Annotated in this window: 27 protein-coding genes and 1 riboswitch; of the genes, 19 read left to right on the top strand and 8 right to left on the bottom strand. The window is 74.8% G+C overall.

Translation table 11 applies throughout. The annotated features are described in order from the left end of the window. Positions 1–22: 22 nt before the first annotated feature. The 6 genes from BDZ31_RS13155 to BDZ31_RS13130 all read left to right on the top strand — a co-directional run bounded on the left by BDZ31_RS13155 (position 23) and on the right by BDZ31_RS13130 (position 6,001). Positions 23–1,105: an LLM class flavin-dependent oxidoreductase gene (locus BDZ31_RS13155; protein ID WP_183342757.1), complete on the top strand. Its 1,083-nt coding sequence runs from the start codon at positions 23–25 to the stop codon at positions 1,103–1,105. Between the two features lie 19 nt (positions 1,106–1,124). Next, positions 1,125–2,591, top strand: coding sequence for a glucose-6-phosphate dehydrogenase (gene zwf / locus BDZ31_RS13150; RefSeq protein WP_183342756.1), 1,467 nt, complete (start codon positions 1,125–1,127; stop codon positions 2,589–2,591). A gap of 218 nt (positions 2,592–2,809) precedes the next feature. Continuing rightward, positions 2,810–3,670 (top strand): AraC family transcriptional regulator, encoded by an 861-nt coding sequence (locus BDZ31_RS13145; RefSeq protein WP_183342755.1) that lies wholly within the window; start codon positions 2,810–2,812, stop codon positions 3,668–3,670. Positions 3,671–3,757: 87 nt separating this feature from the next. Then, positions 3,758–4,180: a VOC family protein gene (locus BDZ31_RS13140; RefSeq protein WP_221243045.1), complete on the top strand. Its 423-nt coding sequence runs from the start codon at positions 3,758–3,760 to the stop codon at positions 4,178–4,180. Between the two features lie 112 nt (positions 4,181–4,292). Continuing rightward, on the top strand, positions 4,293–4,880 hold the full coding sequence (locus BDZ31_RS13135) for a histidine phosphatase family protein (RefSeq protein ID WP_183342754.1): 588 nt from the start codon (positions 4,293–4,295) through the stop codon (positions 4,878–4,880). Between the two features lie 116 nt (positions 4,881–4,996). Next, positions 4,997–6,001: a hypothetical protein gene (locus BDZ31_RS13130; protein WP_183342753.1), complete on the top strand. Its 1,005-nt coding sequence runs from the start codon at positions 4,997–4,999 to the stop codon at positions 5,999–6,001. A 7-nt stretch (positions 6,002–6,008) separates the two neighbouring features. Here the strand turns inward: BDZ31_RS13130 and BDZ31_RS13125 are convergent, their stop codons facing one another. From BDZ31_RS13125 to sugE, 3 genes are all read right to left on the bottom strand, one after another. Continuing rightward, complete coding sequence (locus BDZ31_RS13125; protein ID WP_183342751.1) at positions 6,009–6,149, bottom strand: hypothetical protein; 141 nt, start codon at positions 6,147–6,149, stop codon at positions 6,009–6,011. After that, complete coding sequence (locus tag BDZ31_RS13120; RefSeq protein WP_183342749.1) at positions 6,116–6,826, bottom strand: apurinic/apyrimidinic endonuclease family protein; 711 nt, start codon at positions 6,824–6,826, stop codon at positions 6,116–6,118. The genes BDZ31_RS13125 and BDZ31_RS13120 overlap by 34 nt, the downstream gene beginning before the upstream one ends. Before the next feature lie 82 nt (positions 6,827–6,908). Next, a complete protein-coding gene (gene sugE / locus BDZ31_RS13115; RefSeq protein WP_183342747.1) occupies positions 6,909–7,229 on the bottom strand; it encodes a quaternary ammonium compound efflux SMR transporter SugE in 321 nt (106 codons plus the stop codon). 41 nt (positions 7,230–7,270) lie between these two features. Beyond that, positions 7,271–7,338, bottom strand: a riboswitch (guanidine-III (ykkC-III) riboswitch). A 65-nt stretch (positions 7,339–7,403) separates the two neighbouring features. Here sugE and BDZ31_RS13110 point away from each other — a divergent pair. Continuing rightward, positions 7,404–8,411 (top strand): sensor histidine kinase, encoded by a 1,008-nt coding sequence (locus BDZ31_RS13110; RefSeq protein ID WP_183342745.1) that lies wholly within the window; start codon positions 7,404–7,406, stop codon positions 8,409–8,411. Continuing rightward, positions 8,408–9,067 carry a response regulator gene (locus BDZ31_RS13105; protein WP_183342743.1) on the top strand — a complete coding sequence of 220 codons (660 nt, stop codon included), beginning with the start codon at positions 8,408–8,410 and terminating at the stop codon, positions 9,065–9,067. The genes BDZ31_RS13110 and BDZ31_RS13105 overlap by 4 nt, the downstream gene beginning before the upstream one ends. Before the next feature lie 13 nt (positions 9,068–9,080). Here BDZ31_RS13105 and BDZ31_RS13100 read toward each other — a convergent pair whose 3' ends face one another. After that, positions 9,081–9,956, bottom strand: a complete 876-nt coding sequence (locus tag BDZ31_RS13100; protein ID WP_183342741.1) for a class I SAM-dependent methyltransferase — start codon at positions 9,954–9,956, stop codon at positions 9,081–9,083. A gap of 109 nt (positions 9,957–10,065) precedes the next feature. Here BDZ31_RS13100 and BDZ31_RS13095 point away from each other — a divergent pair, with 109 nt between their 5' ends. After that, the gene (locus BDZ31_RS13095) at positions 10,066–11,514 is read left to right on the top strand and encodes an MFS transporter (protein ID WP_183342739.1); all 1,449 of its coding nucleotides are present in this window, start codon (positions 10,066–10,068) and stop codon (positions 11,512–11,514) included. A 2-nt stretch (positions 11,515–11,516) separates the two neighbouring features. Then, positions 11,517–12,023 (top strand): MarR family winged helix-turn-helix transcriptional regulator, encoded by a 507-nt coding sequence (locus BDZ31_RS13090; protein WP_183342737.1) that lies wholly within the window; start codon positions 11,517–11,519, stop codon positions 12,021–12,023. A gap of 15 nt (positions 12,024–12,038) precedes the next feature. On the opposite strand, the gene BDZ31_RS13085 is transcribed toward BDZ31_RS13090, so the two are convergent. After that, on the bottom strand, positions 12,039–12,689 hold the full coding sequence (locus BDZ31_RS13085) for a helix-turn-helix domain-containing protein (protein WP_183342735.1): 651 nt from the start codon (positions 12,687–12,689) through the stop codon (positions 12,039–12,041). 240 nt (positions 12,690–12,929) lie between these two features. Here BDZ31_RS13085 and BDZ31_RS13080 point away from each other — a divergent pair, with 240 nt between their 5' ends. The 7 genes from BDZ31_RS13080 to BDZ31_RS13050 are packed head-to-tail and all read left to right on the top strand — an operon-like array spanning position 12,930 to position 19,763. Next, a complete protein-coding gene (locus BDZ31_RS13080) occupies positions 12,930–14,252 on the top strand; it encodes an ABC transporter substrate-binding protein (protein WP_183342733.1) in 1,323 nt (440 codons plus the stop codon). Positions 14,253–14,257: 5 nt separating this feature from the next. Then, on the top strand, positions 14,258–14,974 hold the full coding sequence (locus BDZ31_RS13075) for an ABC transporter ATP-binding protein (RefSeq protein WP_183342731.1): 717 nt from the start codon (positions 14,258–14,260) through the stop codon (positions 14,972–14,974). Further along, positions 14,971–15,657, top strand: a complete 687-nt coding sequence (locus BDZ31_RS13070; RefSeq protein WP_221243044.1) for an ATP-binding cassette domain-containing protein — start codon at positions 14,971–14,973, stop codon at positions 15,655–15,657. The genes BDZ31_RS13075 and BDZ31_RS13070 overlap by 4 nt, the downstream gene beginning before the upstream one ends. Positions 15,658–15,661: 4 nt before the next feature. Further along, positions 15,662–16,531, top strand: a complete 870-nt coding sequence (locus tag BDZ31_RS13065; RefSeq protein ID WP_183342729.1) for a branched-chain amino acid ABC transporter permease — start codon at positions 15,662–15,664, stop codon at positions 16,529–16,531. Then, positions 16,524–17,513 carry an ABC transporter permease subunit gene (locus BDZ31_RS13060; protein WP_183342727.1) on the top strand — a complete coding sequence of 330 codons (990 nt, stop codon included), beginning with the start codon at positions 16,524–16,526 and terminating at the stop codon, positions 17,511–17,513. Before BDZ31_RS13065 ends, BDZ31_RS13060 begins: the two co-directional genes overlap by 8 nt. After that, positions 17,510–18,532, top strand: coding sequence for a carbon-nitrogen hydrolase family protein (locus BDZ31_RS13055; protein ID WP_183342725.1), 1,023 nt, complete (start codon positions 17,510–17,512; stop codon positions 18,530–18,532). The genes BDZ31_RS13060 and BDZ31_RS13055 overlap by 4 nt, the downstream gene beginning before the upstream one ends. After that, positions 18,522–19,763: a Zn-dependent hydrolase gene (locus tag BDZ31_RS13050; protein WP_183342723.1), complete on the top strand. Its 1,242-nt coding sequence runs from the start codon at positions 18,522–18,524 to the stop codon at positions 19,761–19,763. Before BDZ31_RS13055 ends, BDZ31_RS13050 begins: the two co-directional genes overlap by 11 nt. A gap of 39 nt (positions 19,764–19,802) precedes the next feature. Here the strand turns inward: BDZ31_RS13050 and BDZ31_RS13045 are convergent, their stop codons facing one another. Further along, positions 19,803–20,057 (bottom strand): hypothetical protein, encoded by a 255-nt coding sequence (locus tag BDZ31_RS13045; protein WP_183342721.1) that lies wholly within the window; start codon positions 20,055–20,057, stop codon positions 19,803–19,805. Continuing rightward, positions 20,054–20,956, bottom strand: a complete 903-nt coding sequence (locus BDZ31_RS13040) for a universal stress protein (RefSeq protein ID WP_183342719.1) — start codon at positions 20,954–20,956, stop codon at positions 20,054–20,056. The genes BDZ31_RS13045 and BDZ31_RS13040 overlap by 4 nt, the downstream gene beginning before the upstream one ends. A 136-nt stretch (positions 20,957–21,092) precedes the next feature. On the opposite strand from BDZ31_RS13040, the gene BDZ31_RS13035 reads away from it, so the two are divergent. Further along, positions 21,093–22,124, top strand: a complete 1,032-nt coding sequence (locus BDZ31_RS13035) for a hypothetical protein (RefSeq protein ID WP_183342717.1) — start codon at positions 21,093–21,095, stop codon at positions 22,122–22,124. Here the strand turns inward: BDZ31_RS13035 and BDZ31_RS13030 are convergent. Next, complete coding sequence (locus BDZ31_RS13030) at positions 22,109–22,561, bottom strand: MarR family winged helix-turn-helix transcriptional regulator (protein ID WP_183342715.1); 453 nt, start codon at positions 22,559–22,561, stop codon at positions 22,109–22,111. The genes BDZ31_RS13035 and BDZ31_RS13030 overlap by 16 nt on opposite strands. Before the next feature lie 251 nt (positions 22,562–22,812). Between BDZ31_RS13030 and BDZ31_RS13025 the strand changes: the two genes are divergently transcribed. Continuing rightward, complete coding sequence (locus tag BDZ31_RS13025; RefSeq protein ID WP_183342712.1) at positions 22,813–26,178, top strand: EAL domain-containing protein; 3,366 nt, start codon at positions 22,813–22,815, stop codon at positions 26,176–26,178. Positions 26,179–26,214 lie beyond the last annotated feature (36 nt).

Raw genomic sequence — 26,214 nt, 5'->3', positions numbered from 1 at the left:
TGCACGTGCAACAATCGATGGCATGGCACTGAGAGTGAGCGTCCTCGACCAGTCGCCGATCGCCGAGGGCTCGACCGGCGCGCAGGCGCTGCGCAACACCATCGACCTCGCGCGGCTGGCCGACCGCCTTGGCTACCACCGCTACTGGGTCGCCGAGCACCACGGCGGGCCGATGCTCGCGAGCCCAGGCCCGGAGGTCCTGATCGGCCCGATCGCCGCCGCGACCGAGCGGATCCGCGTCGGCTCCGGCGGCGTGATGCTGCCGCACTACAGCCCGCTGAAGGTGGCGGAGAGCTTCTCGATGCTCGCCGGCCTCTTCCCGGGCCGGATCGACCTCGGGATCGGCCGCGCGCCCGGCTCCGACGGCCACGCGATGCTCGCGCTGCAGCGCGACCGCCGCCAGGCCGCGCCCGACGACTTCCCGCAGCAGCTCGCCGAGCTGCTCGGCTACTTCGACGACGACCTCCCGCACGGCCACCCGTTCTCCCGCTACGCGAAGTGGCTGCCGGGGCGGCCGCACCTGCCGGCGCCGTGGCTGCTCGGCTCCTCGCCGCAGAGCGCGCTGTGGGCGGCCGAGCTGGGGATCCCGTACGCCTTCGCCGACTTCATCAACTCGCGCGGCGCGGAGAACGCGCAGGCCTATCGCGACCGCTTCCAGTCCGGTCGCCGGCTGGAGGCGCCGCAGGTCGCGATCGGCGTCTGGGCGCTCGCCGCCGACAGCGAGGAGGAGGCGCGGCTGCTGTCGACCAGCGCGCGGATGGCGATGACGCTGTTGCGGCAGGGGCGGCTGATCGAGGTGCCGCCGGTCGAGAAGGCGGTCCGCTTCCTCGAGTCCCGGGGCACCCCGCTCGATGGCCGCCCACGGGGCCGCCGCACGATCGTCGGCACCCCCGCGAGCGTCCGCGCCGGGATCGAGGAGGCCGCCGCGGAGTACGGCGCGGAGGAGGCGATCGTCGTGACGATCACCCACGACCACGAGGCCCGCCGCCGCTCGTACGAGCTGATCGCCGAGGCGTTCGAGCTGGAGCGGGCCGGCGACGCTCCGGCGGGCGGTGCGACCGCCGCGTCCGGCGGTGCCGCATCGGCCGTTGGCGCGCACGGGTGAAGGGGCAGAATCCTCGACCATGAGCACGTCCGTCGTCCCCGCACCGAGCACCCGCCGCATCCCGCGTCCCGACGATCAGGTGATCGTCATCTTCGGCGCCACGGGCGACCTCGCGAAGCGCAAGCTCTTCCCCGGGCTGTTCCACCTCTTCGCCGCGGGCCTGATGCCGGAGGATTTCCGCATCATCGGCTCCGGCCGCCACTCGCCCGGCAGCGACGACGACTTCCGCGAGCACGTGCGCTCGGCGCTCGACGAGTTCGGCCGCCGCAGAGTCGCCGCCGAGGCGTGGGAGGCATTCTCGCGGCGGCTGTCGTTCACCGCCTCCTCGGCCGACGACGGCTCCGAGCTGGCCGCGGCGGTCCGCGGCGCCGAGGAGGAGATCGGCCACGCGACCCGGCGCCTGCTCTACCTGTCGGTCCCGCCGGGCGCGATGGTGCCGATGGTGCGGATGCTCGGCGCCTCCGGCCTCGTCGCCGGGGCGCGGCTGATCATGGAGAAGCCGTTCGGCACCGACCTCGCGAGCGCTCGCGAGCTGAACGCCGTCCTCGGCGAGGTCGTCGACGAGAGCCAGATCTTCCGCATCGACCACTTCCTCGGCAAGGAGGCGGCGCAGAACATCCTTGCCTTCCGCTTCGCCAACGGCCTCTTCGAGCCGGCGTGGAATCGCAACAACATCTCCTACGTGCAGATCGACGTGCCCGAGCGGCTGACGGTCGAAGGGCGCGCGGGCTTCTACGAGCAGACCGGCGCCTTCCGCGACATGGTCGTCACGCATCTCTTCCAGCTGCTCGGCTTCGTCGCGCTGGAGCCGCCGGTGCGGCTCGACGCCAGATCGCTCCACGACGAGAAGGCGAAGGTGTTCGAGGCGATGCGCCCGCTCGACCGTTCGCGGGCGGTCTTCGGCCAGTACGAGGGCTACCGCGACGAGCCCGGCGTCGCGCCCGACTCGCCGGTCGAGACGTTCGTCGCGCTCGAGGTCAAGTTCGACACCTGGCGCTGGGAGGGGGTGCCGTTCCTGCTGCGGACCGGCAAGGCGCTCGCCGAGGCCCACCGTTCGATCACGATCGGCTTCAAGGAGCCGCCGCTGCGCCTCTTCCCCGACGACGCCGGCTTCCTCCACTGCCAGCGCCCGAACGAGCTCGTCTTCGAGCTGTCCGAGACGCCGCAGATAACGGTCGACCTGCGCGCCAAGGTCCCGGGCCCGGCGCTGGAGCTGGGCGCCGCCGCGATGCGGCTCGACTTCGCCGAGGCGTTCCGCGACGGCAGCGGCCTGGAGGCCTACGAGCGGCTCGTGCTCGACGTGATGCGCGGCGACCACATGCTCTTCACCCGCTCCGACGAGATCGAGCGGCTGTGGGAGGTCAGCGACCCGCTGCTGGAGGAGCCGCCGCCACTGCGTCGGTACGCGCGCGGCTCGTGGGGCCCGGACGAGGCGGTCGAGCTGGCGGCGAGGCCGCGCGGCTGGCGGCTGCCCGAGCGGCACTGAGCGTCCGCGGCCGTCGCCGGCGCTGCGCCCGCGGCCTGGCGCGCCGACGCGCGGACCGGGTCACGTGTCGACGGCCGCTCGACGGGGCAAGCACTCAGTCGAGGCGGGTCGCGTTTGAGGGGCGGCTCGTTCGCGGGCCGCGGCGTGTCCCCTCGGCACGCCGCGGCCCCTCGTCGCGCCGCGCCCGCCGCGTCGCCCGCCGCGCTAGGCTCGGCTCCATGCGAGCACCGGCGATCCAGCTCGAGCGGCATGCGTCGCTGATCGGGCGGTGGGAGATCGCCCACCGGCTGCCGCCACCGGAGCTGCGCGGGGTCGTGCAGCGGTACGTCGGCTGGTTCGAGCAGACGCCGCAGCCGCTGCGTCGCCGCGAGCTGCCGGTCGGCGCCGTGCCGGTGATCGTCTCCTTCGGCGACCCGTTCGTCCTCTCCGACGCCGACGGCGGGCGTCGCGACAAGAGATGCTCGTTCGTCGCCGGCATGCACGACCGCTGGTCGGTCGTCGAGCACGACGGCCGCAGCCACGGCGTCGAGATCTACTTCACCCCGCTCGGCGCACGGCGGGTGCTCGGCCTGCCGCTGCGGGAGCTGACGAACATGGAGGTCGAGCTGGAGGACGTGCTCGGCGGCGTGATCGGGCGCGAGCTGGTCGAGCGGCTGGCGACCGCGCCGAGTTGGGCCGAGCGGTTCGCGCTGCTCGACGCGACGATCGCCGCCCGCCTCGCGGACGCGCTCCAGCCGGCGCCGATGGTCGCGTGGGCGTGGCGGCGGCTGCGCGAGAGCGACGGCCGCGTCGCCGTCGGCGCGCTCGCGTCGGAGATCGGCTGCAGCCGCCGCCATCTCGTCGCCCAGCTCCACGAGCAGCTCGGGCTGCCGCCGAAGACGCTCGCGCGCGTGCTGCGCTTCAACCGCGCCGTCGAGCTGCTGCAGCGCGACGACGGCACCCGCTTCGGCGAGATCGCGCTCGACTGCGGCTACTACGACCAGGCCCACCTCAACCGCGACTTCCGCGCCTTCGCCGGCGATCCGCCGAGCGCCTTCCTCGCCCGACGCCTGCCCGACGGCGCCGGCTTCGCGGCGTAGCCGCATGCCGAGGTCACGTTCGTCCAAGCGGGACGGCCGAGGCGGGCATAAGGTCGCTGACGGCTGACGACCACGAGGAGGCGAACGATGCCCGAGACGAAGACGCGGATGCAGACCCCGGCGATCATCCCGATCGTCCAGTTCCGCCACGGAACGAGATCGATCGACTGGCTGTGCGAGGCGTTCGGCTTCGAGCGCTCCGCCGTCTACGCCGACGACGACGGCCACGTCCACCACGCCGAGCTGGCGCTCGGCCGGCAGCTGATCATGGGCGGCTCGGAGAGCGGGGAGGGCGAGTTCAAGAAGCTCGCCCACCCGGCCGGGCAGGCGATGCTCTACGTCGCGCTCGACGGCGGCCTCGAGGCCCACCTGGAGCGGGCGCGCGCGGCCGGCGCGGAGATCGTGATGGAGCTGTCGGAGAAGGACTACGGCGGCGCCGACTACACCGCCCGCGACCCCGAGGGCAACCTGTGGACGTTCGGCACCTACGTGCCTGAGGTGCCGGCGTAGGAGCGGCCTTGCGCGGCGGCGGCGGCGTCGCGGCGACCGAGCGGACGGGCGCGGCGCGGCGTGGCGCCGCGCGGCGGCGGCATCGGCGGCCGGCCTTCTATCCTGGCCGCCGATGATCTACCTCGCACGCCACGGCCGCACCCCGTACAACGACGAAGGCCGCTTCCAGGGCCAGGGCGACGTCCCGCTCGACGAGACCGGCCTGCGCCAGGCGCGCGAGCTGGCCGAGAACGCCGTCCCCTACGGCTTCAAGGTCCTGTGGGCGAGCCCGCTGATACGGGCGCGCCAGACGGCCGAGGCGGTCGCGGCGGCGACCGGGCTCGAGATCCGCTTCGACCCGCGCCTGATGGAGACCCACACCGGCGACTGGACCGATCGCAGCTTCGCCGAGATGCTCGCCGCGGATCCCGAGGGCTTCGAGGCGTGGCGGGTCGGCGACCCCGGCTTCGCCTTCCCCGGCGGCGAGTCCTTCCAGGAGCAGGGCGACCGCGTGATGGCGGCGATCGCGGAGATCGAGCAGGGCCCCCAGCCGGCGCTCGTCGTCTGCCACGGGGTCGCGATCCGGCTCGCGCTGGCCCGCCGCCGCGGCGAGCCGGGCCCCGGTCCGGGCCCGATCGCCAACGGCGCGATCGTGCCGCTCGACGGCGGCGTCGCGGCGGCCGAGAAGCCGCCGAGCGCGACCGAGACCGCCGCCAGCTGACCCGCGCGCGCCGGCTGCGCCGGCGCCTTCGCAGGCCTACGATGCAGGGAACGCCGGCGACCGGTCCGCCCCGGAGGGAGGATCGGCGCGCCGGCGCTCGAATCCACAGGCGCCCGATGGCCAGCTCGCTCGAGCAGCTCCAGCAGGAGACAGGTGGGACGTTCGGCGCGCTGCTGGCGGCGCGCGAGCTGACCGCTGCCCGGATCGCGCAGCGGCGGGCGCTGCTCGACCGCGTCGTCGTCGACGACGACGCGACGGTCGTGCTGATGGGCTCGTGGGGCCGGCGCGAGCTGACGAGCAGCTCCGACGACGACTACATGGTGCTGGTGCGCGGGGCGCGCGGCGCGGCGCCGCCGAGGCCGACCGTCGGCGCCGTCGCGAGAGCGTTCGCGGCCGACCCGCAGGGCTTCAGCGCGCCCGGGCGGGAGGGGATCTTCGAGGATGTCGTCCACTCGGCCGACCTGGTCCAGAGAATCGGCCTCGACGACGACTCGAACACGAACCTGACGCGGCGGATGCTGCTGCTGCTCGAGTCGGTCGCGGCGACCAACCCGGAGGTGCTGGAGCAGACCCGCCGCGACGTGATCGACGACTACCTCAGCGACTCGGTCAAGGACTTCCGCCCGCCGCGCTTCCTGCTCAACGACCTCGTGCGCTACTGGCGCACGATCGGCGTCGACTTCGTCGCGAAGGACCGCAAGCGCGGCGGCGAGGGATGGGGGCTGCGCAACGCGAAGCTCCGCACCTCGCGCAAGCTGCTGTTCGCCAGCGGCCTGCTGCCCGTGCTGCGCTGCCACGAGCTGAGCGCCGCGGAGATTCCCGGCTTCCTCGCCGAGCAGCTCGCGCTGCCGCCGGCCGATCGCGTCGCCGCTGCCTTCCTGCGCTACGGCGCGCTCGTCGAGGGCGCGGCCGTCTTCGGCGCCTACGACCGCTTCCTGCAGCTGCTCGGCGACGCGCAGGTGCGCGCCGAGCTGCGCGCGCTCGGCGGCCGCGCCGCCGCCGACGCGTCGCCGGCCTTCCGCGAGGTCGCCCAGCTCGGCGCCGCGATCGACCGCGGCCTGCTCAGCCTGCTGTTCGGCGACGGCCTGCGGCAGACGACGCAGGGCTACGCGATCTTCTGAGCCGCGCTCAGACAGCGATCCGCATCGGCAGGTTCGCGACCTCGTTGCGCCTGTCGTCGCCGAGCAGCTTGCGGCCGTCGAGGCCGACGGCGAGCAGTGGAGCGTCGCCGCCGCTCAGCGCGGCGGGAGCGGCGCCTCGAGCACCCACGGCACGCCGACGCAGCGGCTCAGCACCGGCAGGAACGCCTCGGCGTCCTCGGGCCGCAGCGGGACGTGGCGGCCGTTGGGCTCGATCGAGCTGAGGTGGACCTCGGCGAGGCGGTCGGCGAAGGCGTCGACCAGCTCGTGGGCGAGCGCCATCGACGGGTCGTGCAGCTGGGCGTGGGCGACGTCGAAGCAGAAGCGCGCCGCCGGCAGCGCGTCGAAGTAGCGGGCGAGCTCGTCCGCGTTGCGCGCGTCGTGCTTGCGCGGGTCCATGTTCTCCAGCCGCAGCGCCTCGCCGAGCGCGGCGTAGACCGAGGCGTCGCCGAGCGTCTCCGGGTGCATGACGATCCCGGAGACCGTCGCCGGCAGCTCGCGCAGCAGCTCGACCAGCGCCTCCGGCGTCCCCTCCCAGCCCTTCGACGGGCCGTGGACGGAGACGTGGCGGAACGGCAGCTCCGGCACGTCGTCGAGGAACGAGATCAGGCCCGGCAGCTCGCGGGCGGAGAGCGCCGACAGCTCGACGACGTCGTCGGAGAGCACCTCGGCTGCGGCGGCGAGGCGCGGCCAGTCGCCGCGGGCGCCGATCATGTAGCCGGTCGAGACGCCGATCATTCCCGCGTTGGTCGCGAGCAGGTCTTCGATCTCGCGGACGGTCGGGATCATCTCGGCAGGAGCCAGCATGGGAGGGGCAACCCTAGCCGGCGCGCGGGACGGAACCGCGCCCGCCGGCCGGTCCCGTCCGCACGTTGCGGGAAAACGCCGCTCAGTGCCCGCTCGTCGCCTTCAGGCCGACGACCGACGCGAGCAGCAGGGCGAGGAAGAAGATCCGCCCCGCGGTCGCCGGCTCGTCGAACAGCACGATGCCGAGGATCGCGGCGCCGGCGGCGCCGATGCCGACCCAGACGCCGTAGGCGGTCCCGATCGGCAGCGTCTTGGCGGCGTGCGACAGCATCGCCATCGAGACGGCCATCGCCACGACCGTGGGAATCGACGGGCCGAGCTTCGTGAAGCCCTCGGTGTACTTGAGTCCGATCGCCCAGCCGGTCTCGAGCACGGCGGCGATCAGCAGGATGATCCAGGCCATGAGGTGAATTGCCTCCTTCGGATGAGACGTGTGTGGTCGGGGCTGCGTCGTCGTGCCTGACCGGGTACGGCGCGTCTCGTCCGGGACCGCGAAGTGAGAGTGCGGTCGCAGTTGACTGTAGCACGGCGGGCACGAACCGGCGGGAGGCGGGGCCGACCGAATAGATTTCCGTCGATGCCGCTCATCTGGCGGGTGCTCGGGATGAACGCGGCCGTGCTGGCCGTGGCGCTCGCGCTGCTCCTCTTCACCCCGGTCACGATCAGCGACCCGCCGCGGGCGTCGGAGGTCGCGGTGGTCGCCGCCGGCCTCGTCGCGCTGCTCGTCGTCGACTGGCTGCTGCTGCGCCGGGCCTTCGAGCCGCTCGGCCGGCTCGCCGCCTTCGCCCGCCGCGTCGACCCGCTGCGCCCCGGCGACCGGCTCGCGCTCGACCCGCGCGCCGATCCGCAGGTCGCCGAGGCGACGCGCGCGATCGACGAGATGATCGACCGCCTCGAGACCGAGCGGCGCGACTCCGCGCGGGAGGCGCTCCACGCCCAGGAGGCCGAGCGGATCCGGATCGCGCGCGAGCTGCACGACGAGGTCGGCCAGACGCTGACCGCCGTCGTCCTGCAGCTGGAGCGGGCCGTCCGCGAGCTGCCCGGCAGCGGCGTCGACGCGGTCGTCGAGGCGCGCGAGCTGGCCCGCACCGCCGCCGAGGAGGTGCGCGAGATCGCGCGCCGGCTCCGCCCCGAGGCGCTCGACGACCTCGGCATCGCCGCCGCGCTCGTCTCGCTCGCGAGCACCAGCCAGCGCCACACCGGCATCCGCGTCGCGCATACGATCGACGCCGACCTGCCGCCGCTCGACGACGACGCCGAGCTGGTCGTCTACCGCGTCGCGCAGGAGGCGCTGACGAACGTCGCCCGCCACGCCGGCACCGACGCCGCCGAGCTGCGGCTCGCCGCGGTGCGGCAGTCGCGCCGCGGAGCGCCGGCCGCGGTCGAGCTGACGGTCGTCGACCGCGGCGCCGGCTTCGACCCGGCCGCCGTCGCGCAGGGCGGCGAGCGCGGGATCCGCGGCATGCGCGAACGGGCGGTGCTGATCGGCGCGACGCTGTCGGTCGAGAGCGCGCCGGGCGACGGCACCCGCGTGCGGCTGACGGTGCCGCTCGACGGCGACGGACGCGACGGGCACGTGCGGTGAGCGTCCCGCTCGTGACGACGATCCTGCTCGCCGACGACCACGCCGTCGTCCGCAGCGGGCTGCGGCTGGTGCTCGACGCCGAGCCGGACATGCGCGTCGTCGCCGAGGTCTCCGACGGCGCGCAGGCGGTGGAGCGAGCGCTCGCCGAGCGCGTCGACCTCGCGATCCTCGACGTCGCGATGCCGCGGATGACCGGCCTCCAGGCCGCCGCGGCGCTGACCAGAAGGGCGCCGCGCACGCGCATCCTGATGCTGTCGATGCACGACAACGAGCAGTACCTGTTCGAGGCACTGAAGGCCGGCGCCTCCGGCTACGTGCTCAAGACGGCCGCCGACCGCGACCTCGTCGAGGCGGTGCGCGCCGCGATGCGCGGCGAGTCGTTCCTCTACCCGGCCGCGATCTCCGCGCTGATGCGCGACTACCTGGAGCGCGCCAGCGCCGGCGAGGAGACGCCCGAGGATCCGCTCACGCCGCGCGAGCTGGAGGTGCTGAAGCTGATCGCCGAGGCGCACACCAACGACCAGATCGCCGCCGAGCTGGGGATCGCGAGACGGACGGTCGAGCGCCACCGCGCGAACATCCTCGGCAAGCTGCACATGCGCGACCGCGTCGAGCTGACGCGCTACGCGATCCGCCGCGGCCTCGTGCAGCCGTAGCCGCGCCGCCAGCTCAGCCGGCCCGCGCCGCGAGCGAGAACATCAGCGGCAGCTCGCGCCCCCGCGGCGGGAACCAGCGTCCGCGGCCGTCGCCGCGCATGTCGGGGAACGGCCGCCAGAAGTTGCTGTGCGCGTGCTCCTCGAAGCGCTCGATCCGCAGGCCGGCGGCGGCGACCGCGGACAGCACGTCGCCGAGCGTCCACTGGAACTCGACGCACGGGTTCGGGTTGACCCACCGGCGCGCCGCGGCGGCGTCGCCCGACTCGCCGGTCCCGCCGTCGCCGGCGCCCGCGCCGTCGCCGGCCGAGTAGCCGACGTAGTCCTCGACGCCCTCCTCCCAGCGCTGGCCGCCCGCGCTGGCGAAGTAGGGGCGCTCGACCCGCCAGCCCTCCTCGAAGACGTACATCAGCGGGTGGAACTCGACGACGGCGAGCAGCCCGCCGGGCGCGAGCACGCCGGCGGCGCCGCGCGCCCACGCGCCGAGGTCGGAGATCCACGGCAGCGCGCCGTAGGAGGCGAAGACGACGTCGAAGCGCTCCCCGCGCGCGGCGGCCCGCGGCAGCCAGTCGAGCACGTCGGCGCGCTCGAAGCGGGCGGCGATCCCGCTCTCGGCCGCGAGCGCCCGCGCCGCCTCGACGGCGACGTCGGAGATGTCGACGCCGAGCGCGTCGGCGCCGAGCGCGGCGAGGCCGAGCGTGTCGGCGCCGTCGTTGCACTGGAGGTGGACGACCCGTCTGCCGGCGAGGTCGCCGAGCAGCGCCCGCTCCTCGGGCCAGAGCGTGGCGTCGCCGTCCCGCAGCCGCCGGGCGAGGTCCCTTCTGTGCGTCAGGTGGCGCGCCGTCGCGGCGTTCCAGGAGGCGCGGTTGAGCTCGTGGGCGTCGGTCGACATCGCTGCCGAGTCTAGGCGCCTGCGTGCGCTCGCTCACAGAGCGGCCGATCTTTAGCGTGCTAACACTTAGGTACCTACGAATCTCTTCGAGCCCCCGGAGACTCCGCCCGTGCCACCTGCCGACGCCGCCCGACGAAATCCCACCGCCACGCTCGGCGTCCTCGCGCTGGGCGTGCTCGCCTACGCGCTGTCGCAGACGATGATCGCCCCGGCGATGCCGGGCATCCAGGAGTCGCTCGGGATCTCGACCTCGGCGGTCGCCTGGACGCTGACCGCCTACCTCGTCGCCGCCTCGGTGATGACGGCGGTGATCGGCCGGCTCGGCGACATGTTCGGCAAGAAGCGCGTGCTGGTCGCGACGCTGGTCGCCTTCGGCGTCGGCTCGGCGATCTGCGCGCTCGCCGACTCGATCGGGATGCTGGTCGCCGGCCGCGTCGTGCAGGGCGCGGCCGGCGGGCTGTTCCCGCTCGCCTTCGGGATCATCCGCGACGAGTTCCCGCGCGAGCGCGTCGCCGGCGGCATCGGCATGGTCAGCGCGATCATGGGCGTCGGCGCCGGCTTCGGGCTGATCATCGGCGGCCTGCTCGTCGACCACGCCAGCTGGCACGCGATCTTCTGGCTCGGCCTCGCGCTGACGGTCCCCGCGGTCGTCGCGACCGAGCTGCTCGTACCGGAGTCGCCGGTCCGCACGCCCGGCCGCGTCGACTGGGGCGGCGCCGCGCTGCTGTCGGTCGGCCTCGCCGCGCCGCTGATCGGCGTCAGCCAGGGCGGCGCGTGGGGCTGGGGCGACCCGAGAACGCTCGGCCTGATCGCCGCCGGCCTCGTCGTGCTCGTCCTCTTCGGCCGCTACGAGCTGCGCCAGGCCGAGCCGCTCGTGAACATGCGCACCTTCGCGCTCAAGCCGGTCCTGCTGACCAACGTCGCGACGATCTTCGTCGGCTTCGCGATGTTCGCCGGCTTCGTGCTCGTCCCGCAGATGGCGCAGGCGGCCGAGTCGACCGGCTACGGCTTCGGCACGACCGCGACCGTCGCGGGCCTGCTGATGCTGCCCTCGACGCTGCTGATGCTCGTCGCCGCGCCGTTCGCCGGGCGGATCGGCGCACGACGCGGGTCGAAGGGGCCGCTGGTCGTCGGCGCGCTGCTGACGACCGCATCGCTGCTGCTGTTCGCCGTCGCGCACGGCAGCCCGGCCGCGCTGCTGCTGTGGGGCGCGCTGCAGGGCGCCGGCATCGGAGCCGCCTTCGCCGCGCTGCCCAACCTCATCATCGAGGCCGTCCCGCAGCACCAGACCGGCGAGGCGACCGCCGTCAACACCCTGCTGCGAAACGTCGGCGCCTCGATCGGCTCGCAGATCGCCGGCACGGTCCTGGCCGGGTCGGTGCTCGCGTCGACCGGCGCTCCCAGCGACGGCGGCTTCACGCTCGCCTTCGCGATCGGCGCCGCGACGGCGCTGCTCGCGGCCGCGGTCGCGGCGCTGCTCCCGGGCGCGGTCCGCGCCCGGCGCGCGGAGGCCGCCGAGCCCGCCGAGTCGCGGGCGCTGGCCGGCGTGGAGGCGTGACGATGGCGGCGCCGGGCACGGCCACCGCGACCGACCGCGACCGCGAGCGCGAGCCGGCCGTGTTCGCGGCCGCCGACGGGCTCGACGCCGAGACCGCCGCCTTCGTCGAGGCGTGGCGCCGCTTCAGCCGCGCGACGCAAAAGGCGAAGGCCCGCCGCTTCGACGACGGCACGCTGTCGCTGACGCAGGCGCTGCTGCTGAGCGGCCTGCTCGACGAGCCGGAGCTGACGGTCGGCGCGCTCGCCGAGCGGGCCGAGGTCTCCAAGCCGACGGCGACGCGGATGCTCGACGGGCTGGAGCGCGACGGCTACGTCACGCGCCGGCCGTGCGCGAGAGACCGGCGCGTCGTGCTGATCGCGCTGACCGCGGAGGGCGAGCGCGCGCTGCAGGCGCGCTGGCGCGCCTTCTGCGACCACCTCGAGCGCGCCTCGCGGAGGCTGTCCGCCGAGGAGCGCGCCGCGGCGACGCCGCTGCTGCTGCGGCTCGCCGCGCTGATGGACGACTTCTGAGCGCCGGCCGGCCGCTCAGCCCGGCTCGCCCTCGATGCCGATGGCGGCGTCGCCGAGCCCGCTGCGGTGGACGGCGCCGACGATCCGCGCCGGGCGGGAGCTGCGGTTGAGGTAGCTGTGGGTCGTCCGCTCGGGGATGAAGAGCGTGTCCCCGGCTCGCATCGCATGGGCGACGCCGTCGACGACCAGCGTCGGTCGCCCGGCGACGCAGTGGAGGAACTCGATGCCGGGATGGACGAGCTGCTCGAGCGCGCTGTGGGGCTCGAGCCGGACGATGAACGGCTGCATCGGCCAGGAGGCGCTGGAGAGGTATTCGATCGAGATGCCGGGGGCGGCGGTCGGCAGCGCGCGGCCCTCGTCGCGGCCGACGAACTCCGGCTCGCTCGCCGGGACGCGCGGCTCGGAGAGGAGGTCGGACATCATCACGCCGTAGCCGTCGGCGAGGCGGATCAGCCGCGAGATCGCGATCTCTCTCTCGCCGTGCTCGATCATGCGGATGAAGGTGTGGGAGAGGCCGGCCCGCGTCGCGGCCTGGCGGAGCGTCAGCCCCCGCTCCAGCCGCAGCTCGCGCAGTCGCCGGCCGAGCGCCGCGCGCGTCGCGGCATCTGCGTCGGCGCGCGGCTCGCCGGAGCGCTGCGCGGGCGCCTCGAGATGCTCGCTGGACATGGGGGCGAGTCTACGGCCTCGGGTCTTCGGAGCGCCGAGCTGCCAAGGTCGTCCGGCGGCTGGAAAATATAGTTGACAGCCCGCTCGATCGCCTCTAGCGTGTGGTCCGTCTGCAGCTCGGCGACTGCCCCGTCAGGGGCTGGCCGGGCACCAAAGGGAACGAACGGCCGGCGGTCGCGACGGACATTGTCGCCGTGCGCGCTCGCCGCTGCCGTCAGCGCGAGGTGGAGGACGTGTGAGATGGTGAGTCGACGGCAGTTTCTCGGCGCCCTCGGCGGCGCTGCCGCAGGCGGCGTGATCGCCGGCGGCGGCGCCGGCGGGCTGGTCGGGGCGAAGGTCGCCGACGGCGAGAGCGGCGGCGGAGGCGGCAGCGGCGGCCGGGTCGCCGACGGCAGGCCGATCGTGATCGGCGCGCTCTTCCCGCTGACCGGGAGCGTCGCCCAGGACGGACGCCAGATGCGCAACGGCGCGACGCTGGCGGTCGAGGAGATCAACGCCGCGGGCGGCGTCGCCGGACGGCCGCTGGAGCTGCGCGTCCTCGACACCGACGTGAGCGCGCCGGAGGCGGTCTCGGCCTCCTGCCGCCGGCTGGTCGACGCGCGCGTCGACGCCGTCGTCGCCGGCTACCTGATCGGCTTCAAGCCGGCCTTCGACATCCTGCCCCGCTACGGCGCCCCGTTCGTCCACGTCAGCGCCCAGCAGGCGCAGGTCGACGTCGTCGCCGGCGACCCGGAGCGCTACCGGATGGTCTTCCAGGCATGCCCGCCGGAGACCGTCTACGGCGAGAACTTCGTCCCCTTCCTCGACGCCCTCGCCGAGGGCGGCGGCTGGAGACCGTCGGCTCAGACGATCTTCGTCGTCGAGGGCGACACGCCGTACAGCCAGCACATCACGAGCACCGTGCTGGAGGCGATCGCCGACAGCGGCTGGACGGTCGCCGGCCGCGAGCGGATCATCTCGCCGATCAACGACTGGGGCGCGGTGCTCGCCAAGATCCGCTCGGCCAAGCCGGGCGTGGTGATGAACACGCACTTCTTCTCGGCCGACCTGGCCGCCTTCGCGCGCCAGTTCGCGGCCAACCCGACCGACGCGCTCGTCTACCTGCAGTACGGGCCGTCGGTGCCCGAGTTCATCGAGCTGGCCGGCAGCGCCGCCGACGGGATCGTCTGGTCGGCCAACGTCGCGGTCCTGCCCGACGCGCTCGGCAGAGCCTTCGAGCGCCGCTACGAGGAGCGCTTCGACGAGCCGGCCGGCTTCTCCAACTCGGCCAGCGCCTACGACGAGATCCACCTGCTCGCGCGCGCATGGGGCGAGGTCGGCGACACGCGCGACTTCGACCGCGTCTGCGACGCGCTGCGCGCGATGATCCACCGCGGCGTCACCGGCGGCTACCAGATGGACGGGAGAGGGGCCTCCGTCCGCTCCTACCCCGACGAGACGCCCGACTCGTCGCTCGGCCAGGCGCACCTCTTCTTCCAGGTCCAGGAGGGGCGCCACGTCGCGATCGCGCCGGCGCCCTACGTCCGCGGGTCGTTCGAGCCGGCGCGGTGGATGGGGAGCTGATCGCGATGCTCGCATGCAGCGACCTGCGCCGCGCCTACGGCGGCTTCGTCGCCGTCGACGGCGTCACGCTCGCGATCGGCGCCGGCGAGGTGCTCGGCATCGCCGGCCCCAACGGCGCCGGCAAGTCGACGTTGCTCGACGCGATCTCCGGCCATGCGCCGGCGTCGGGCGGAACGGTCACGCTCGGCGAGCGCGAGCTGACCGGCCTGCCGGCCCACGAGCGCGCCCGGCTGGGGCTGGCCCGCACCTACCAGTCGCCGATCGTCCCCGAGGACCTGACCGTGCGCGAGGTGCTCGACGCGGCGCGATGGGCATGGTCGCCGACGCTCGCGGAGGAGCGGCTGGAGGAGGCGCGGGCGCTGGTCCGGCTGGCCGCGCCCGAGCGGCGGCGGGCTGGGCTGCTCAGCACGCTCGAGCGCCGCAAGCTGCTGCTCGCCTGCCTGCTGATGCGCGAGCCGACGGCGCTGCTGCTCGACGAGCCGTGCAGCGGCCTGGTGGGGGAGGAGATCGAGGAGCTGACCGAGATCGTCGGCGACGTCCGCCGCGCCCGCTCGCTCGCGATCGGGGTCGTCGAGCACCGGCTCGAGTTCCTCGACGCGGTCGCCCAGCGGGTGCTCGTGCTCGACCGCGGCAGGATCCTCGCGGAGGGCCCGGCGGCCGAGGTCTTCGGCCTCCCGGCCGTGCGGGCCGCCTACTTCGACGCCCCGGAGGTGGTCGCGTGAGCGGGCTGGTGCTGCGCGGCGTCGGCGCCGGATACGGCCCGATGCGGGTGCTGGAGGAGATCGATCTCGAGGTCGCCGTCGGCGAGCGGGTCGGGCTGGTCGGCCTCAACGGCCACGGCAAGACGACGCTGCTGCGGGCGGTGATGGGGATGGCCGGCTGGTGCGACGGCGAGCGGTCGTGGCGCGGCCGCTCGATCGCGCGCACGGCGCCGCACGAGCTGGCCCGCCGAGGCCTGATCCTGATGCCGCAGGGCGACGCCGTCTTCCCCGGCCTGTCGGTCCGCGACAACCTCGAGTCGGGGGCCTACCTGCCGGCGGCGTGGCGGCGGCGGGCGGCGCGCCGCAGACGGGTGCTCGACCTCTTCCCGAAGCTCGTGCCCCACCTCGACCAGCCGGCCGGCACGTTGAGCGGCGGCGAGCGGCGGATGCTGTCGGTCGGCCGCGGCCTGATGGCCGACGGCGAGCTGTACCTGGTCGACGAGCCGTCGCTCGGCCTGGCGCCGGGCATCGCGACCGGCCTGGTGCGGGCCCTCATGTCCCTGGAGCTGGAGAACGGAGCGATGGTGATCGCAGAACAGAACCGCAGCCTGCTCGGCGGCGTCGACCGGATCGTGCGGCTGCACGCCGGGCGCATCGCCGAGGAGCTGCCGGCGGCGGCCGCGGCCGTCGCGGAGGGGAGATAGGGCGATGGACGTCATCTTCAGCGCGCTCTCGCTGGCGGCGATCTACGGCCTGGTCGCGATCGGCGTCTCGCTCACGTGGGCGGCGCTCGGCATGCTCAACCTCGCCCACGGCGTCGCGTTCGCCGTCGGCGCCTACGGCGGCTGGCTGGCCGCCGACCATCTCAGCGACTCCGCGCCGGTGGTGCTCGCCGGCGGCGTCGCCGGCGGGGCGCTGGTCGGCTGCGCGATCTACCTGCTGGTCGTCGTCCCGCTCTACGACCGGCCCAACTGGGAGACGCGCCACCTGATCGCGACGCTGGCGATCAGCCTCGTCGGCGCCAACCTCCTGCTCGAGCTGTTCGGGCCGTCGGCGAAGGCGCTGCCGGCCGTCTTCGGCGAGGGCTCGGTCACGATCGCCGGCAGCGTCGTGACGGCCGACAAGCTCGGCGCGATCGTCAGCGCCGCCGTCGTCCTCGGGGCGGTCGCCGTCGTGCTGCGGCGCTCCCGCCTCGGCCTCGGGCTGCGGGTCCTCACGCAGGACAGCGAGGGCGCGGCGCTGGTCGGCGTCAGCCGCAACCGGATGGCGCTCGGCGTGCTCGCGCTCAGCGGCGGCCTCGCGGGCCTCGCCAGCGTGCTGCTGGCGCAGACCTTCTACGCCAACCCCGACGTCGGCTTCGTCCCGCTGGTCAAGGGGCTGCTGGTCGCGGTGCTCGGCGGCCTCGGGAGCATCCCGGGAGCGATCGTCGCCGCGCTGGTCATGGGCGTCGCGGAGGCGCTGACCGCCACCTACCTCGGACAGGAGTACGTCCTGATGACCCTCTTCGTCGTGCTCGCCGTCGTGCTGCTCGTGCGGCCGCGCGGGATCGCCGGATTGCTGGAGGAAGCCCGTGCCTAGAGGAATCCTGCCGAGAGGGACGGCCTTCTGGTCGGCGCTGTTCCTGCTCGCGCTCTACCTGCCGGCGGTCACCGACTTCGGCGACGCCTTCCTCAACACCTGCGTGCTGTTCGGCGTCTACGCGGCGCTCAACCTGATGTGGGCGCTGGTGATGGGGACGGCCGGCATCTACTCCTTCGCGACGCTGGCGATCGCCGGCATCTCCGGCTACGGCGCCGGCTACGCCGCGATCGAGCTGTCGCTGCCGTGGCCGGCGATGCTGGCGGCCGGCGCGATCGTCGGCGTCGTCGTCGGCCTGCTCGTCGCGCTGCCGGCGCTGCGCCTGCGCGGCGTCTACTTCGCGCTGCTGACCTTCGGCCTCGTCGAGCTGGCGCGCTCCTTCGTCGTGCAGAGCAAGCCGCTCGGCCTCGCGCAGGGGCTGTACGGCGCCCCGACCTTCGCGCCCGAGTCGCTGTCGGCCGTCGGCAGCGGCATGGTCCGCTACTACGCCGCGCTGGCGCTGGTGATCGTCGCGCTGATCGTCTACGCCGCGCTCGACCGCGGCCGCGTCGGCACGCTGCTGCGGACGGCCCGCGGCAGCGAGCCGTTCGCGCGCGGGCTGGGGATCGGGGTCGTGCGGATCCGCCTCGTCGTGATCGTCGTCTCCTCGGCGATGATCGGCTTCACCGGCGCCTGCTACCTCGCCTTCTTCGGCGGGATCTCGCCGACGATCTTCTCCTTCGACACGCTCCTGCTGCTGTTCGCGATGATGGTCGTCGGCGGGATCGGCTCCGCCCGCGGCGTCCTGCTCGGCACCGCGCTGCTCCTCTTCATCGACCAGCAGTTCCTCGATGCGGGCGCGCTGCGCCTGATCGCCGCCGGCGTGGTGATGCTCGTCGTGACCCTGGTCACGAGCGACGGCCTCGCCGGACTTCCGGCCCAGCTGCGCGAGCGTCGCGCGGCGACGGGCTCCCTCCCGACCCAGACGGAGATGATCCGATGACCTCTGTCCGCCTCGCCGCGGCCCAGCTCGCGCCCGTCTTCCTCGACCGCGACCGGACGGTCGACAAGGCCGTCTCGGCGATCGCCGAGGCCGGCCGCAACGGCGCGCGGCTGATCGCCTTCCCGGAGACGTGGATCCCCGGCTACCCGCTCTGGATGTACGGCGCCGCCGGCTGGGACGACCGGCGCGCGAAGCGGCTCTACGCCCGTCTGCAGGCCAACTCGGTCACCGTCGGCGACGACGCGACCGTGCGGCTCTGCGAGGCCGCCCGCCGCGCCGGCACGATCGTCGTGATGGGCATCAACGAGCGCGACGGCGACTACTCGCGCGGGACGCTCTACAACTCGCTGCTCTACATCTCGGCCGAGGGCGAGGTGATGGGCGTGCGGCGCAAGCTGATGCCGACCCACGCCGAGCGGATGCTGTGGGGCCAGGGCGACGGCAGCGCCCTGCAGGTCTACGACACGCCGATCGGACGGGTCGGCGGCGCGATCTGCTGGGAGCACTGGATGCCGCTCAACCGCTTCGCGATGCATGCCAAGGGCGAGCAGATCCACGTCGCGGCGTGGCCGACGATGCCGCCGATCCACCACCTCGCCAGCCAGCACTACGCCTTCGAGGGGCGCTGCTTCGTGCTCTGCGTCGGCTCCTACTTCCGCCGCTCCGACGTGCCGGCCGACTTCGAGATGCCGGAGGCGTTCGACGTCGCGGCGCAGTACGGCGACGGCGGCGACGAGCTGATCTTCGGCGGCACCGGCATCATCGGCCCCGACAGCAGATGGATCGCCGGCCCGGTCGCCGGGCGCGAGGAGATCGTCTACGCCGACGCCGACCTGTCCATGATCGGCGACGAGCAGCAGGCCTTCGACGCGGTCGGCCACTACAACCGGCCCGACGTCTTCCGGCTGACGGTCGACGAGCGCCCCGTCCGCCACGTCGACTGGCTGCGCCCGCCCGCCGTCGTCGCCGCCGAGGAGCCGGTCGCGGCGCCGGAGGACGGAGCGCTCGATGCGCAGTGACGCCGCGATCGACGGCGGGCGCGTGCTGGCCGACCTCGACGAGCTTCACGCGCTGACCGGCGACGAGCGCGGCGCCCAGCGGCTCGCCTGGACCGAGCCGTGGGCGGCGGCCCGCCGCTGGCTGATCGGGCGGCTCGAGCAGCTGCCGGTCGACGTCGAGCGCGACGAGGCCGGCAACCTGTGGGCGCTGCTGCGGGGGAGGGAGGAGGAGACCGTGCTGGTCGGCGGTCACCTCGACTCCGTCCCCGACGGCGGGCGGCTCGACGGCAGCCTCAACGTCGTCGCCGGCCTGGAGGTGCTGCGCGCCGTCGCTGCCGGCGGCCGCCCGCGGCGTTCGCTGGCGCTGGTCGACTGGGCCGACGAGGAGGGGGCGCGGTTCGGGCGCAGCCTGCTCGGGTCGGGGCTCGCCTGCGGGGTCGTCGAGCCCGGCGAGGTCGCCGCGCTGACCGACGCCGACGGCGTCACGCTCGCCGCCGCGATGGCGCGCCAGGGCGTCGACCTGTCGGCGGCGCCGCGGGCGCGGCGGCGGCTCGAGCCGGTCGTCGCCGCGCTCGAGCTCCACATCGAGCAGGGGCCGGTGCTCGAGCGGGCCGGCGTCGCGCTCGGCGCGGTCACCGGCACGCTCGGCATCACGCGCAGCGAGGCGACGATCCGCGGGCGCAGCGCCCACGCCGGCGGCACGCCGTTCGAGCTGCGCCGCGACGCGGCGCTCGCCGGCGTCCGCCTCGCCGCCGCCGCCCACGACGCCGCGCTGGCGCGGAGGGGGCTGGCGACGATCGCGTCGCTGGCGACGCGGCCGCGGGTCGGCTGGGTCGTCCAGGAGGGCTGCGAGCTGCGCCTCGACCAGCGCCACGGCGAGGCTGAGACGCTGCGCGAGCTGCACGCCGACGTGCGCGCCGCCGCCGATCGCATCGCCGCCGAGCAGCAGGTCTCGATCAGCTGGCGGCCGCTCGACCACTTCGAACCGGTCGCCTTCGACCCGGCGCTGATCGACCTGCTCGAGCGCAACGCGCGCGCCGTCGCCGGCAGCTGCGAGCGGCTGCCGAGCGGTCCGCTGCACGACTCGTGGCAGCTCGCCCGGAGCGGCATCCCGACCGGCATGCTGTTCGTGCAGAGCGTCGACGGGATCAGCCACCACCGCGACGAGGCGACGCGGCCCGACCACGTCGAGCTGGCCGTCGAGACGCTGGCGCGGTCGGTCGGCGAGCTGCTCGCCGCCGGGCGCGGCTGACGACCGGCGGCCGGCCGCAGGGGCCGGCAGGCGGACCGGCTAGCCGGTCCGCTCGTCGGGCCAGTGGCCGTGCTCGTCGAAGTAGCGGCGCTGGGCGGCCTCGCGGTCGCGGTCGTCGTCGCCGTCGACGCCGATCCGGTGGAGGAGGTTCAGCAGCGAGACCGACAGCCCGGCGCCGATCAGGCAGGCGGCGCCCTCCCAGTTCCCGGCCGGGTCGATCGCGACGAAGACGAGCCCGACGACCACGATCACCGCGGGCAGCACGTACCGCGTCAGCGTCAGCGCCGCCCTCATGACGACGCCCCCTCGCCGTCGGCGCGGGGGACGATCACGACCGGACATGCCGCCTCGCGCAGCAGCGTGCGCGAGACCGAGCCCATCAGCACGCGCCGGAACGGCCCCTTGCCGCCCGAGCCGGTCACGAGCAGGTCGTCGTCCTGCGCGTCCTCCAGCAGCACGACGGCCGGCTCGCCGTCGAGCACGGCGACGTCGGCCTCGACGCCCTCCAGCCGCGCGACGGCGGCGTCGAGCCGATCGCGCGCGGAGGTGCGCGCGATCTCCGCGATCTCGGCGTAGGCGCTCGGGTCGAGCGGCGGGTAGAGGCCGACCGCGCCGTTGACGGCCGTCACGATCCGCAGGCGGCCGCCGGCCGCGCGCGCCAGCCCGGCGGCGACGTCGAGCGCCTGGTCGGCCTCCGGCGAGTCGTCGAACGCGACCGCGATCCGCAGCGGCGCCGTGCCGGTCGGGACCCTGTCCGCGTAGCCGACCGGGGCGACGGCGACGGCGCACGGCGAGCCGTCGAGCACGCGCTCCGGCGTCGAGCCGGTCAGCAGCCGCACGGCGGCGCCGTGATGGGTCGCGCCGACGACGATCGCGGTCGCGCTGGTGCGCTCGGCGAGGTCGTGGAGGACCTGCGACGGCTTCGCTCCCGCGAGCGCGTGGTACTCGACCTCGACCGGCTCGCCGCCCTGCCCCGCGACGAGCGCGCGCGCTCTGTCGAGCGCCGCCTCGGCGTCGTGGCGGACGTCGGTCCCGACGTCGGCGGCGGCGCCGCTCTCGCCGAGCGGATCCTCGGGATAGGCGCACGCGACGAGCAGCCTGGCGCCGGTCCGGCTCGCGAGCAGACGCCCGAGCGCGAGCGCGTCGGCCGCATGGTCGCGGCCGTCGAAACCGACGATGAGCGTGCTGGACATTGGCGGATCCTCGATCGTGGGGAAGCTGCCTTGAACCATACGCGCGCCGCGGCCGACGCAGTGTGTCGCACGGCACCCGGGGCCGGCGCGGGCGATTCGCCGGGGGGAGCGGCGACGCGCGGGGCGACATCCACACATGAAGCACCCGCCCACCGATCCACCTGACCTCAGTGACGCCCCGCCTGACGCGGTCGCCGCGCTGGAGACGGCGCTGCGCCGTGTCGCGCCCTCCGTCCCACGGCCGCCGGCGGCGCCCTCGCGCGCGGCGCTGGAGGCCTACGTCGGCGACGCCGTCGCGATCGTCTACCACGGCGTCGACCGCGACGAGACGCTGGCGCTGCTCGCGCGCCTGACGGCGCTCGCCGACGCGGCGGCACGCGCGCGGCGGCCCGGCGGCGACCCGCCGGCGGTCGGGCTGCCGCCGCGGCTGCAGCGGACCCTGCGGCGTTGGGAGCGCCTGCGCCGCGCGGGAGCGGCCGGGCCGCGGCCGACCGCCGCGCAGCTGCGCGAGCGGATCGAGCTGCTGGGCGCGTCGGCCGAGCCGCAGGCGCCGGTCGGCGCCGACGTCGTCGCGATCGCCGCCGCCGAGCTGGTCGCGCAGGAGCTGCTGGCCGGCCCGGTCGCCGTCGAGAGCGGGATGGAGGCGGTGCGCGAGCTGGAGCCGATCGCGGCCGAGGGGCGCGCGCTGCTGCGCGGGACCGGACACGACGCGCCGCTGCACGTCTACGTCCGGCCCGGCGCGACGCTCGCCCACCTCGACCACCTCCTCTGGCAGCTCGAGTCGATGACGATGACCGGGATCGAGCCGGCCGACCTCGTCGCCGCGCGCGGGCTGTGGGTCGAGGTCGCGGCCGCGCTCGTCTTCGTCCACGACGCCAGCGTCGGCCGGGCCGGCGGCGAGGGGACGTGGGAGACCGGGCTCGCGATCGCCGTCGACGTGCTGACGCTCGGCGACCTCGGCGAGGCGCCGGAGGCGTACGAGTGGCGCGGAGCGCTCGCGCTCGCGCGCTCGACGGCGCTGCGCTTCGCCGGCCGCTGGCTCGACGCGACGACCGCCGGGGAGGAGCCCGCGGGCGCCGAGCGCGAGCGCGAGCGGATCGTCGAGGCGGCGGCGCGGGCGCTGCTGGGCGCGTGGTCGGCGGAGCGCTCCGCTCAGAGATCGTCGTAGAGGCGGCCGAGCCGCTCCAGCACCGCGACGCCGGCGGAGAGCGCGTCGCGGTCGAGGTCGGCGAACGCGGCGCGCCACTTCTCGGCGTGCTGCGCGTCCTTCTCGGCGAGCCGCTCGCGGCCCTTGTCGGTCAGCCGGTTGGTGACGACGCGGCGGTCGCGCTCGGAGCGCGTCCGCTCGACGTAGCCCCACTGCGCGAGCTGGTCGAGCATCTGCGTGACGGTCGGCGGCGCGAGCTCGGCCGCGGCCGCCAGCTGCGTCGCGGGCATCCCCTCGCTCCCGGCTCTCGCCAGCTCGCGCACGAGCCGGTACTGGGGGAAGCTGAGCGCGCCCCCGCGCTGGCCGGCGTCCCGCCCGCGCAGCCGCCGCTGCGCCGCGAGCAGCTCGGAGAGCTGGTCCTTCAGCGCGTCCAGCGCCGCGTCGCGATCGTCGCTCATGGGCCGGGATCGTACGGATCGCGCGTGCGGCGCAGCTGGGCGGCACGGAAACCGGCGCGTCGGCGGGAGCGACGCGCCCGTCCCACGTGGGTAGCCTGACGGTGGGCGAGGCGACGACGGTCGGCGAACGGGAGCGGGGTGCTTCCGCGCTGGGAGGCAGGCGCGGTCCGATGCAGGATTCGAGGGGGCGAGGCAGTAACCACCAACAGACCCGGGTGACGAAGACCGGGGGCCGGCCTCCTGAACCCACCGTGCGCGCGCTCGTCGTCCATCGAGACCCGGACGCCGCCTCCACGCTCGTCGATGCTCTGCGGGGCGGCGTCGGGCCGATCGAGGCGGTGACGCTGCACGATCCGGTCGGACTGCCGGAGGCGCTCGAGCGAGGCGGCTGGCACGTGCTCGTCTGCGGGCTGCGCGATCGCGACGAGGTCGAGCGGGCGCTCGAGCTGGCCCGCGCCGCCGACGTCACGCTCGTGCTGACCGAGCCCGACGCGCACAGGCCCGACGGCGACGGCGACGGTGCCCTCATCGCGCACGAGCCCGAGCGCCATCGGCTCGCCGAGACGGTCGCGCGCGAGCGCGAGCGGGCCGACGACCGCCGCGCCGCCGTGCGGGCCGCCCGGCTGCTCGGCGCCCAGCGCGCGCTCGCCGACCGCCTCGCGGCCGAGCTGTCGCCCGAGGAGCTGCTGCGGGAGGCGCTCGGCGTGCTGGCCGAGCTGTTCGAGGCGGGCGCGGGGGTCGCGTGGGAGGTCGCGACGCGGGGCGACCTGCGTCCCGTGGCGGTGCTGGGCGCCGCCGATTCGGCCGCCGCGGTCGAGCCCGCTGCGGCCGCCCAGGTCGCTCCGGCCGACCCGTCCGCTCCGGCCGCCGAGCCCGCTCCGACGGCCGAGCCCGCCCCGGCCGCCGAGCCGGCGCGCGCCGCCGAGCCGCACGGCGACGGCGACCCGGTGCGGGTCGCGCGGGCGCGGCGCGAGACCGTCTGGGCCCACGGGACGATCGCGATCCCGCTGATCGCCGGCGACGCCTGCGAGGGGGTGCTGGAGCTGCGGCTGGAGCCGGGGACGCGGATCGACGAGCCGCTGGTCGCCGACGTCGCCGCGCTCGCCGGCCAGGTCGCCGTCCACCTCCGCTACCGGCGCGGCGCCGCGCTGCTCGACCTGCACGAGCGGGCGCTCGCGGCGACCAACAACGGGATCGTCATCTGCGAGCGCGACGAGGAGCGCGGCTGGGCGGCGGCCTTCGTCAACGAGGCGTTCGAGCAGCTGACCGGGTATCGCTCCAGGGAGGTGCTCGGCCGCAGCCTCTCGATGCTGCAGGGACCGGAGACCGATCCCGCGACGGTCGCCGAGATGCGGGCGGCGCTCCACGCCGGCGAGGAGTGCTGGGTGACGGCGCGCAACTACCGGCGCGACGGCTCCGCATTCTGGAACGAGATCTTCCTGATGCCGGTCCGCGACGACGACGGCGTCGTGCGCCGCTACATCGGGATCCTGCGCGACGTGACCGCGCGCGTGACGGCCGCTGTCGAGCTGGCCGAGACCGAGTCGCGCTACCGCACGCTGATCGAGACGATCCCGGCGGTCACCTACGTCGCGGACTGGGACGAGCTGGGGACGCTGATGTACGTCAGCCCGCAGATCGAGGAGCTGCTCGGCTTCCCGGCGGAGGGCTGGCTGGGCGAGACGTCGCTGTGGGACACGCAGGTCCATCCCGACGACGTCGACCGCGTGATGGCGGAGACGCGCTACGCCTTCCGCGAGGAGAAGGAGTTCGACTGCGAGTACCGGCTGATCGCCAAGGACGGCAGCGTCGTGTGGGTGTGGGAGCACGACACCGTCATCCGGGACGAGCACGGTAGACCGCGTCTGACGCAGGGCATCATCACCGACGTGACCGCGACCCGGATCGCCGAGGCGGCGTTGGCGGAGAGCGAGGAGCGCAACCGCGCCGTGATCGGCGCGCTGGAGGAGGGGCTGCTGATCTACGGCCCCGACGGGCGCGTGGTCAGCTGCAACGCCGCGGCGGCGCGGATCTTCGGCGCCCGCTCCGAGGAGGAGCTGCTGCGGCTCGGTACCGCGCCGCCGGGCGTCTCGATGACCTTCGAGGACGGCACCCCGGTGACGCGGGAGAACTCGACCGCCGGGCGGGCGCTGGAGAGCGGCCTGCCGCAGCCGGAGAGAGTCGTCCGCTTCCAGCGCGACGACGGCTGGGAGGTGTGGGCGACGGTCACCAGCCACCCGCTGATCAGGGAGGGCGAGAGCCGGCCCTACGGCGTCGTGTCCGCCTTCACCGACGTGACCGAGCGGCGCCGCGCGCAGGAGCAGATCGCCTTCCTCGCCTACCACGACAGCCTCACGAGGCTGCCCAACCGCGCGCTGCTCGACGAGCACCTCGCGCTGGCGCTGGCGCGCGCGAGGCGGACCGGCCAGTCGGTCGCGCTGCTGTACGTCGACCTCGACGACTTCAAGGCGGTCAACGACAGCCTCGGCCACGCGGCCGGCGACGAGCTGCTGCGGCGGATCGCGGTGCGGCTGCGCGGCGTCGTGCGCTCGACCGACCTGCTGGCGCGCCAGGGCGGCGACGAGTTCCTGATCCTGCTGACCGATCTCGACAGAGACCCGCGCCTGAGCGCGGAGGCGGTCGCCAAGCAGGTCGAGACGGCGCTGCTGGAGCCGTTCCACCTCGCCGACGCCGAGTTCGAGGTCGGCGCGTCGATCGGCATCAGCATCCACCCCGACGACGCCGCCGACGCCGACACGCTGCTGCGCCACGCCGACGCGGCGATGTACGAGGTCAAGCAGGCCGGCCGCGGCGGGATCGCGAGCTACGGCGGCGACTCGCGCCGGACGCTGGCGCGGCTGTCGCTGACGAGCAAGCTGCGGCGGGCGCTCCAGCGCGACGACTTCGTCGTCCACTACCAGCCGATCGTCGCGCCCGCGACCGGCGAGCTGCGCGCCTTCGAGGCGCTCGTGCGCTGGCAGGACGCCGAGCGCGGCCTCGTCGGGCCCGACGAGTTCATCCCGCTCGCCGAGGACGCCGGGCTGATCGAGGCGATCGGCGGCTGGGTCCTGCACGCCGTCTGCGCGCAGCAGCGCAACTGGGTCGACGCCGGGCTGGCGAGCCACGTCCACGTCAACGTCTCGCCGCGCCAGCTGCGCAGGCCGGACTTCCCGGGTACGGTGCGCGCTGCGCTGGCGCAGCACGGGATCGACCCGCAGGCGCTGACGCTGGAGATCACCGAGTCGGCCGCGATGCTCGACGCCGAGCGCGGCAACCCGGTCGTGCTCGCCCTCCACGAGCTCGGCGTCCGGCTCGCGATCGACGACTTCGGCGCCGGCCATTCGTCGCTCGCGCGCCTGCGCGACGTGCCGGTCCAGACGCTGAAGATCGACCAGTCGTTCCTGCGCGGCGTCCCCGACGACCCGCAGGCGGCGGCGATGATCACCGCGATCGTCGAGCTGAGCGCCGCGCTGCGGATGACGACCGTCGCCGAGGGCGTCACGAGCGAGGCCCAGCGCCGCTTCCTCGTCGAGCACGACTGCCCGCTCGCCCAGGGCTTCCACTTCGCCCGCCCCCTGACCGCCACCGCCGCGACCGCGCTGCTGCGCGAGCGCTGACGGTCCTCGCAGCGCCGCGCGCCGCCTTCCGCTACG

It is taken from the genome of Conexibacter arvalis (assembly GCF_014199525.1).
GTDB classification, from domain to species: domain Bacteria; phylum Actinomycetota; class Thermoleophilia; order Solirubrobacterales; family Solirubrobacteraceae; genus Conexibacter; species Conexibacter arvalis.
This window is presented reverse-complemented; position numbering and strand designations above follow the sequence as displayed.

What these genes read in the sequence shown, in the direction of transcription:
- BDZ31_RS13155 (WP_183342757.1), top strand. Translation starts at nt 23, where the DNA reads ATGGCACTGAGAGTGAGCGTCCTCGACCAGTCGCCGATCGCCGAGGGC.
- zwf (WP_183342756.1), top strand. Translation starts at nt 1,125, where the DNA reads ATGAGCACGTCCGTCGTCCCCGCACCGAGCACCCGCCGCATCCCGCGT.
- BDZ31_RS13145 (WP_183342755.1), top strand. Translation starts at nt 2,810, where the DNA reads ATGCGAGCACCGGCGATCCAGCTCGAGCGGCATGCGTCGCTGATCGGG.
- BDZ31_RS13140 (WP_221243045.1), top strand. Translation starts at nt 3,758, where the DNA reads ATGCCCGAGACGAAGACGCGGATGCAGACCCCGGCGATCATCCCGATC.
- BDZ31_RS13135 (WP_183342754.1), top strand. Translation starts at nt 4,293, where the DNA reads ATGATCTACCTCGCACGCCACGGCCGCACCCCGTACAACGACGAAGGC.
- BDZ31_RS13130 (WP_183342753.1), top strand. Translation starts at nt 4,997, where the DNA reads ATGGCCAGCTCGCTCGAGCAGCTCCAGCAGGAGACAGGTGGGACGTTC.
- BDZ31_RS13120 (WP_183342749.1), bottom strand. Translation starts at nt 6,826, where the DNA reads ATGCTGGCTCCTGCCGAGATGATCCCGACCGTCCGCGAGATCGAAGAC.
- sugE (WP_183342747.1), bottom strand. Translation starts at nt 7,229, where the DNA reads ATGGCCTGGATCATCCTGCTGATCGCCGCCGTGCTCGAGACCGGCTGG.
- BDZ31_RS13110 (WP_183342745.1), top strand. Translation starts at nt 7,404, where the DNA reads ATGCCGCTCATCTGGCGGGTGCTCGGGATGAACGCGGCCGTGCTGGCC.
- BDZ31_RS13100 (WP_183342741.1), bottom strand. Translation starts at nt 9,956, where the DNA reads ATGTCGACCGACGCCCACGAGCTCAACCGCGCCTCCTGGAACGCCGCG.
- BDZ31_RS13090 (WP_183342737.1), top strand. Translation starts at nt 11,517, where the DNA reads ATGGCGGCGCCGGGCACGGCCACCGCGACCGACCGCGACCGCGAGCGC.
- BDZ31_RS13085 (WP_183342735.1), bottom strand. Translation starts at nt 12,689, where the DNA reads ATGTCCAGCGAGCATCTCGAGGCGCCCGCGCAGCGCTCCGGCGAGCCG.
- BDZ31_RS13080 (WP_183342733.1), top strand. Translation starts at nt 12,930, where the DNA reads ATGGTGAGTCGACGGCAGTTTCTCGGCGCCCTCGGCGGCGCTGCCGCA.
- BDZ31_RS13075 (WP_183342731.1), top strand. Translation starts at nt 14,258, where the DNA reads ATGCTCGCATGCAGCGACCTGCGCCGCGCCTACGGCGGCTTCGTCGCC.
- BDZ31_RS13065 (WP_183342729.1), top strand. Translation starts at nt 15,662, where the DNA reads ATGGACGTCATCTTCAGCGCGCTCTCGCTGGCGGCGATCTACGGCCTG.
- BDZ31_RS13055 (WP_183342725.1), top strand. Translation starts at nt 17,510, where the DNA reads ATGACCTCTGTCCGCCTCGCCGCGGCCCAGCTCGCGCCCGTCTTCCTC.
- BDZ31_RS13050 (WP_183342723.1), top strand. Translation starts at nt 18,522, where the DNA reads ATGCGCAGTGACGCCGCGATCGACGGCGGGCGCGTGCTGGCCGACCTC.
- BDZ31_RS13045 (WP_183342721.1), bottom strand. Translation starts at nt 20,057, where the DNA reads ATGAGGGCGGCGCTGACGCTGACGCGGTACGTGCTGCCCGCGGTGATC.
- BDZ31_RS13040 (WP_183342719.1), bottom strand. Translation starts at nt 20,956, where the DNA reads ATGTCCAGCACGCTCATCGTCGGTTTCGACGGCCGCGACCATGCGGCC.
- BDZ31_RS13035 (WP_183342717.1), top strand. Translation starts at nt 21,093, where the DNA reads ATGAAGCACCCGCCCACCGATCCACCTGACCTCAGTGACGCCCCGCCT.
- BDZ31_RS13030 (WP_183342715.1), bottom strand. Translation starts at nt 22,561, where the DNA reads ATGAGCGACGATCGCGACGCGGCGCTGGACGCGCTGAAGGACCAGCTC.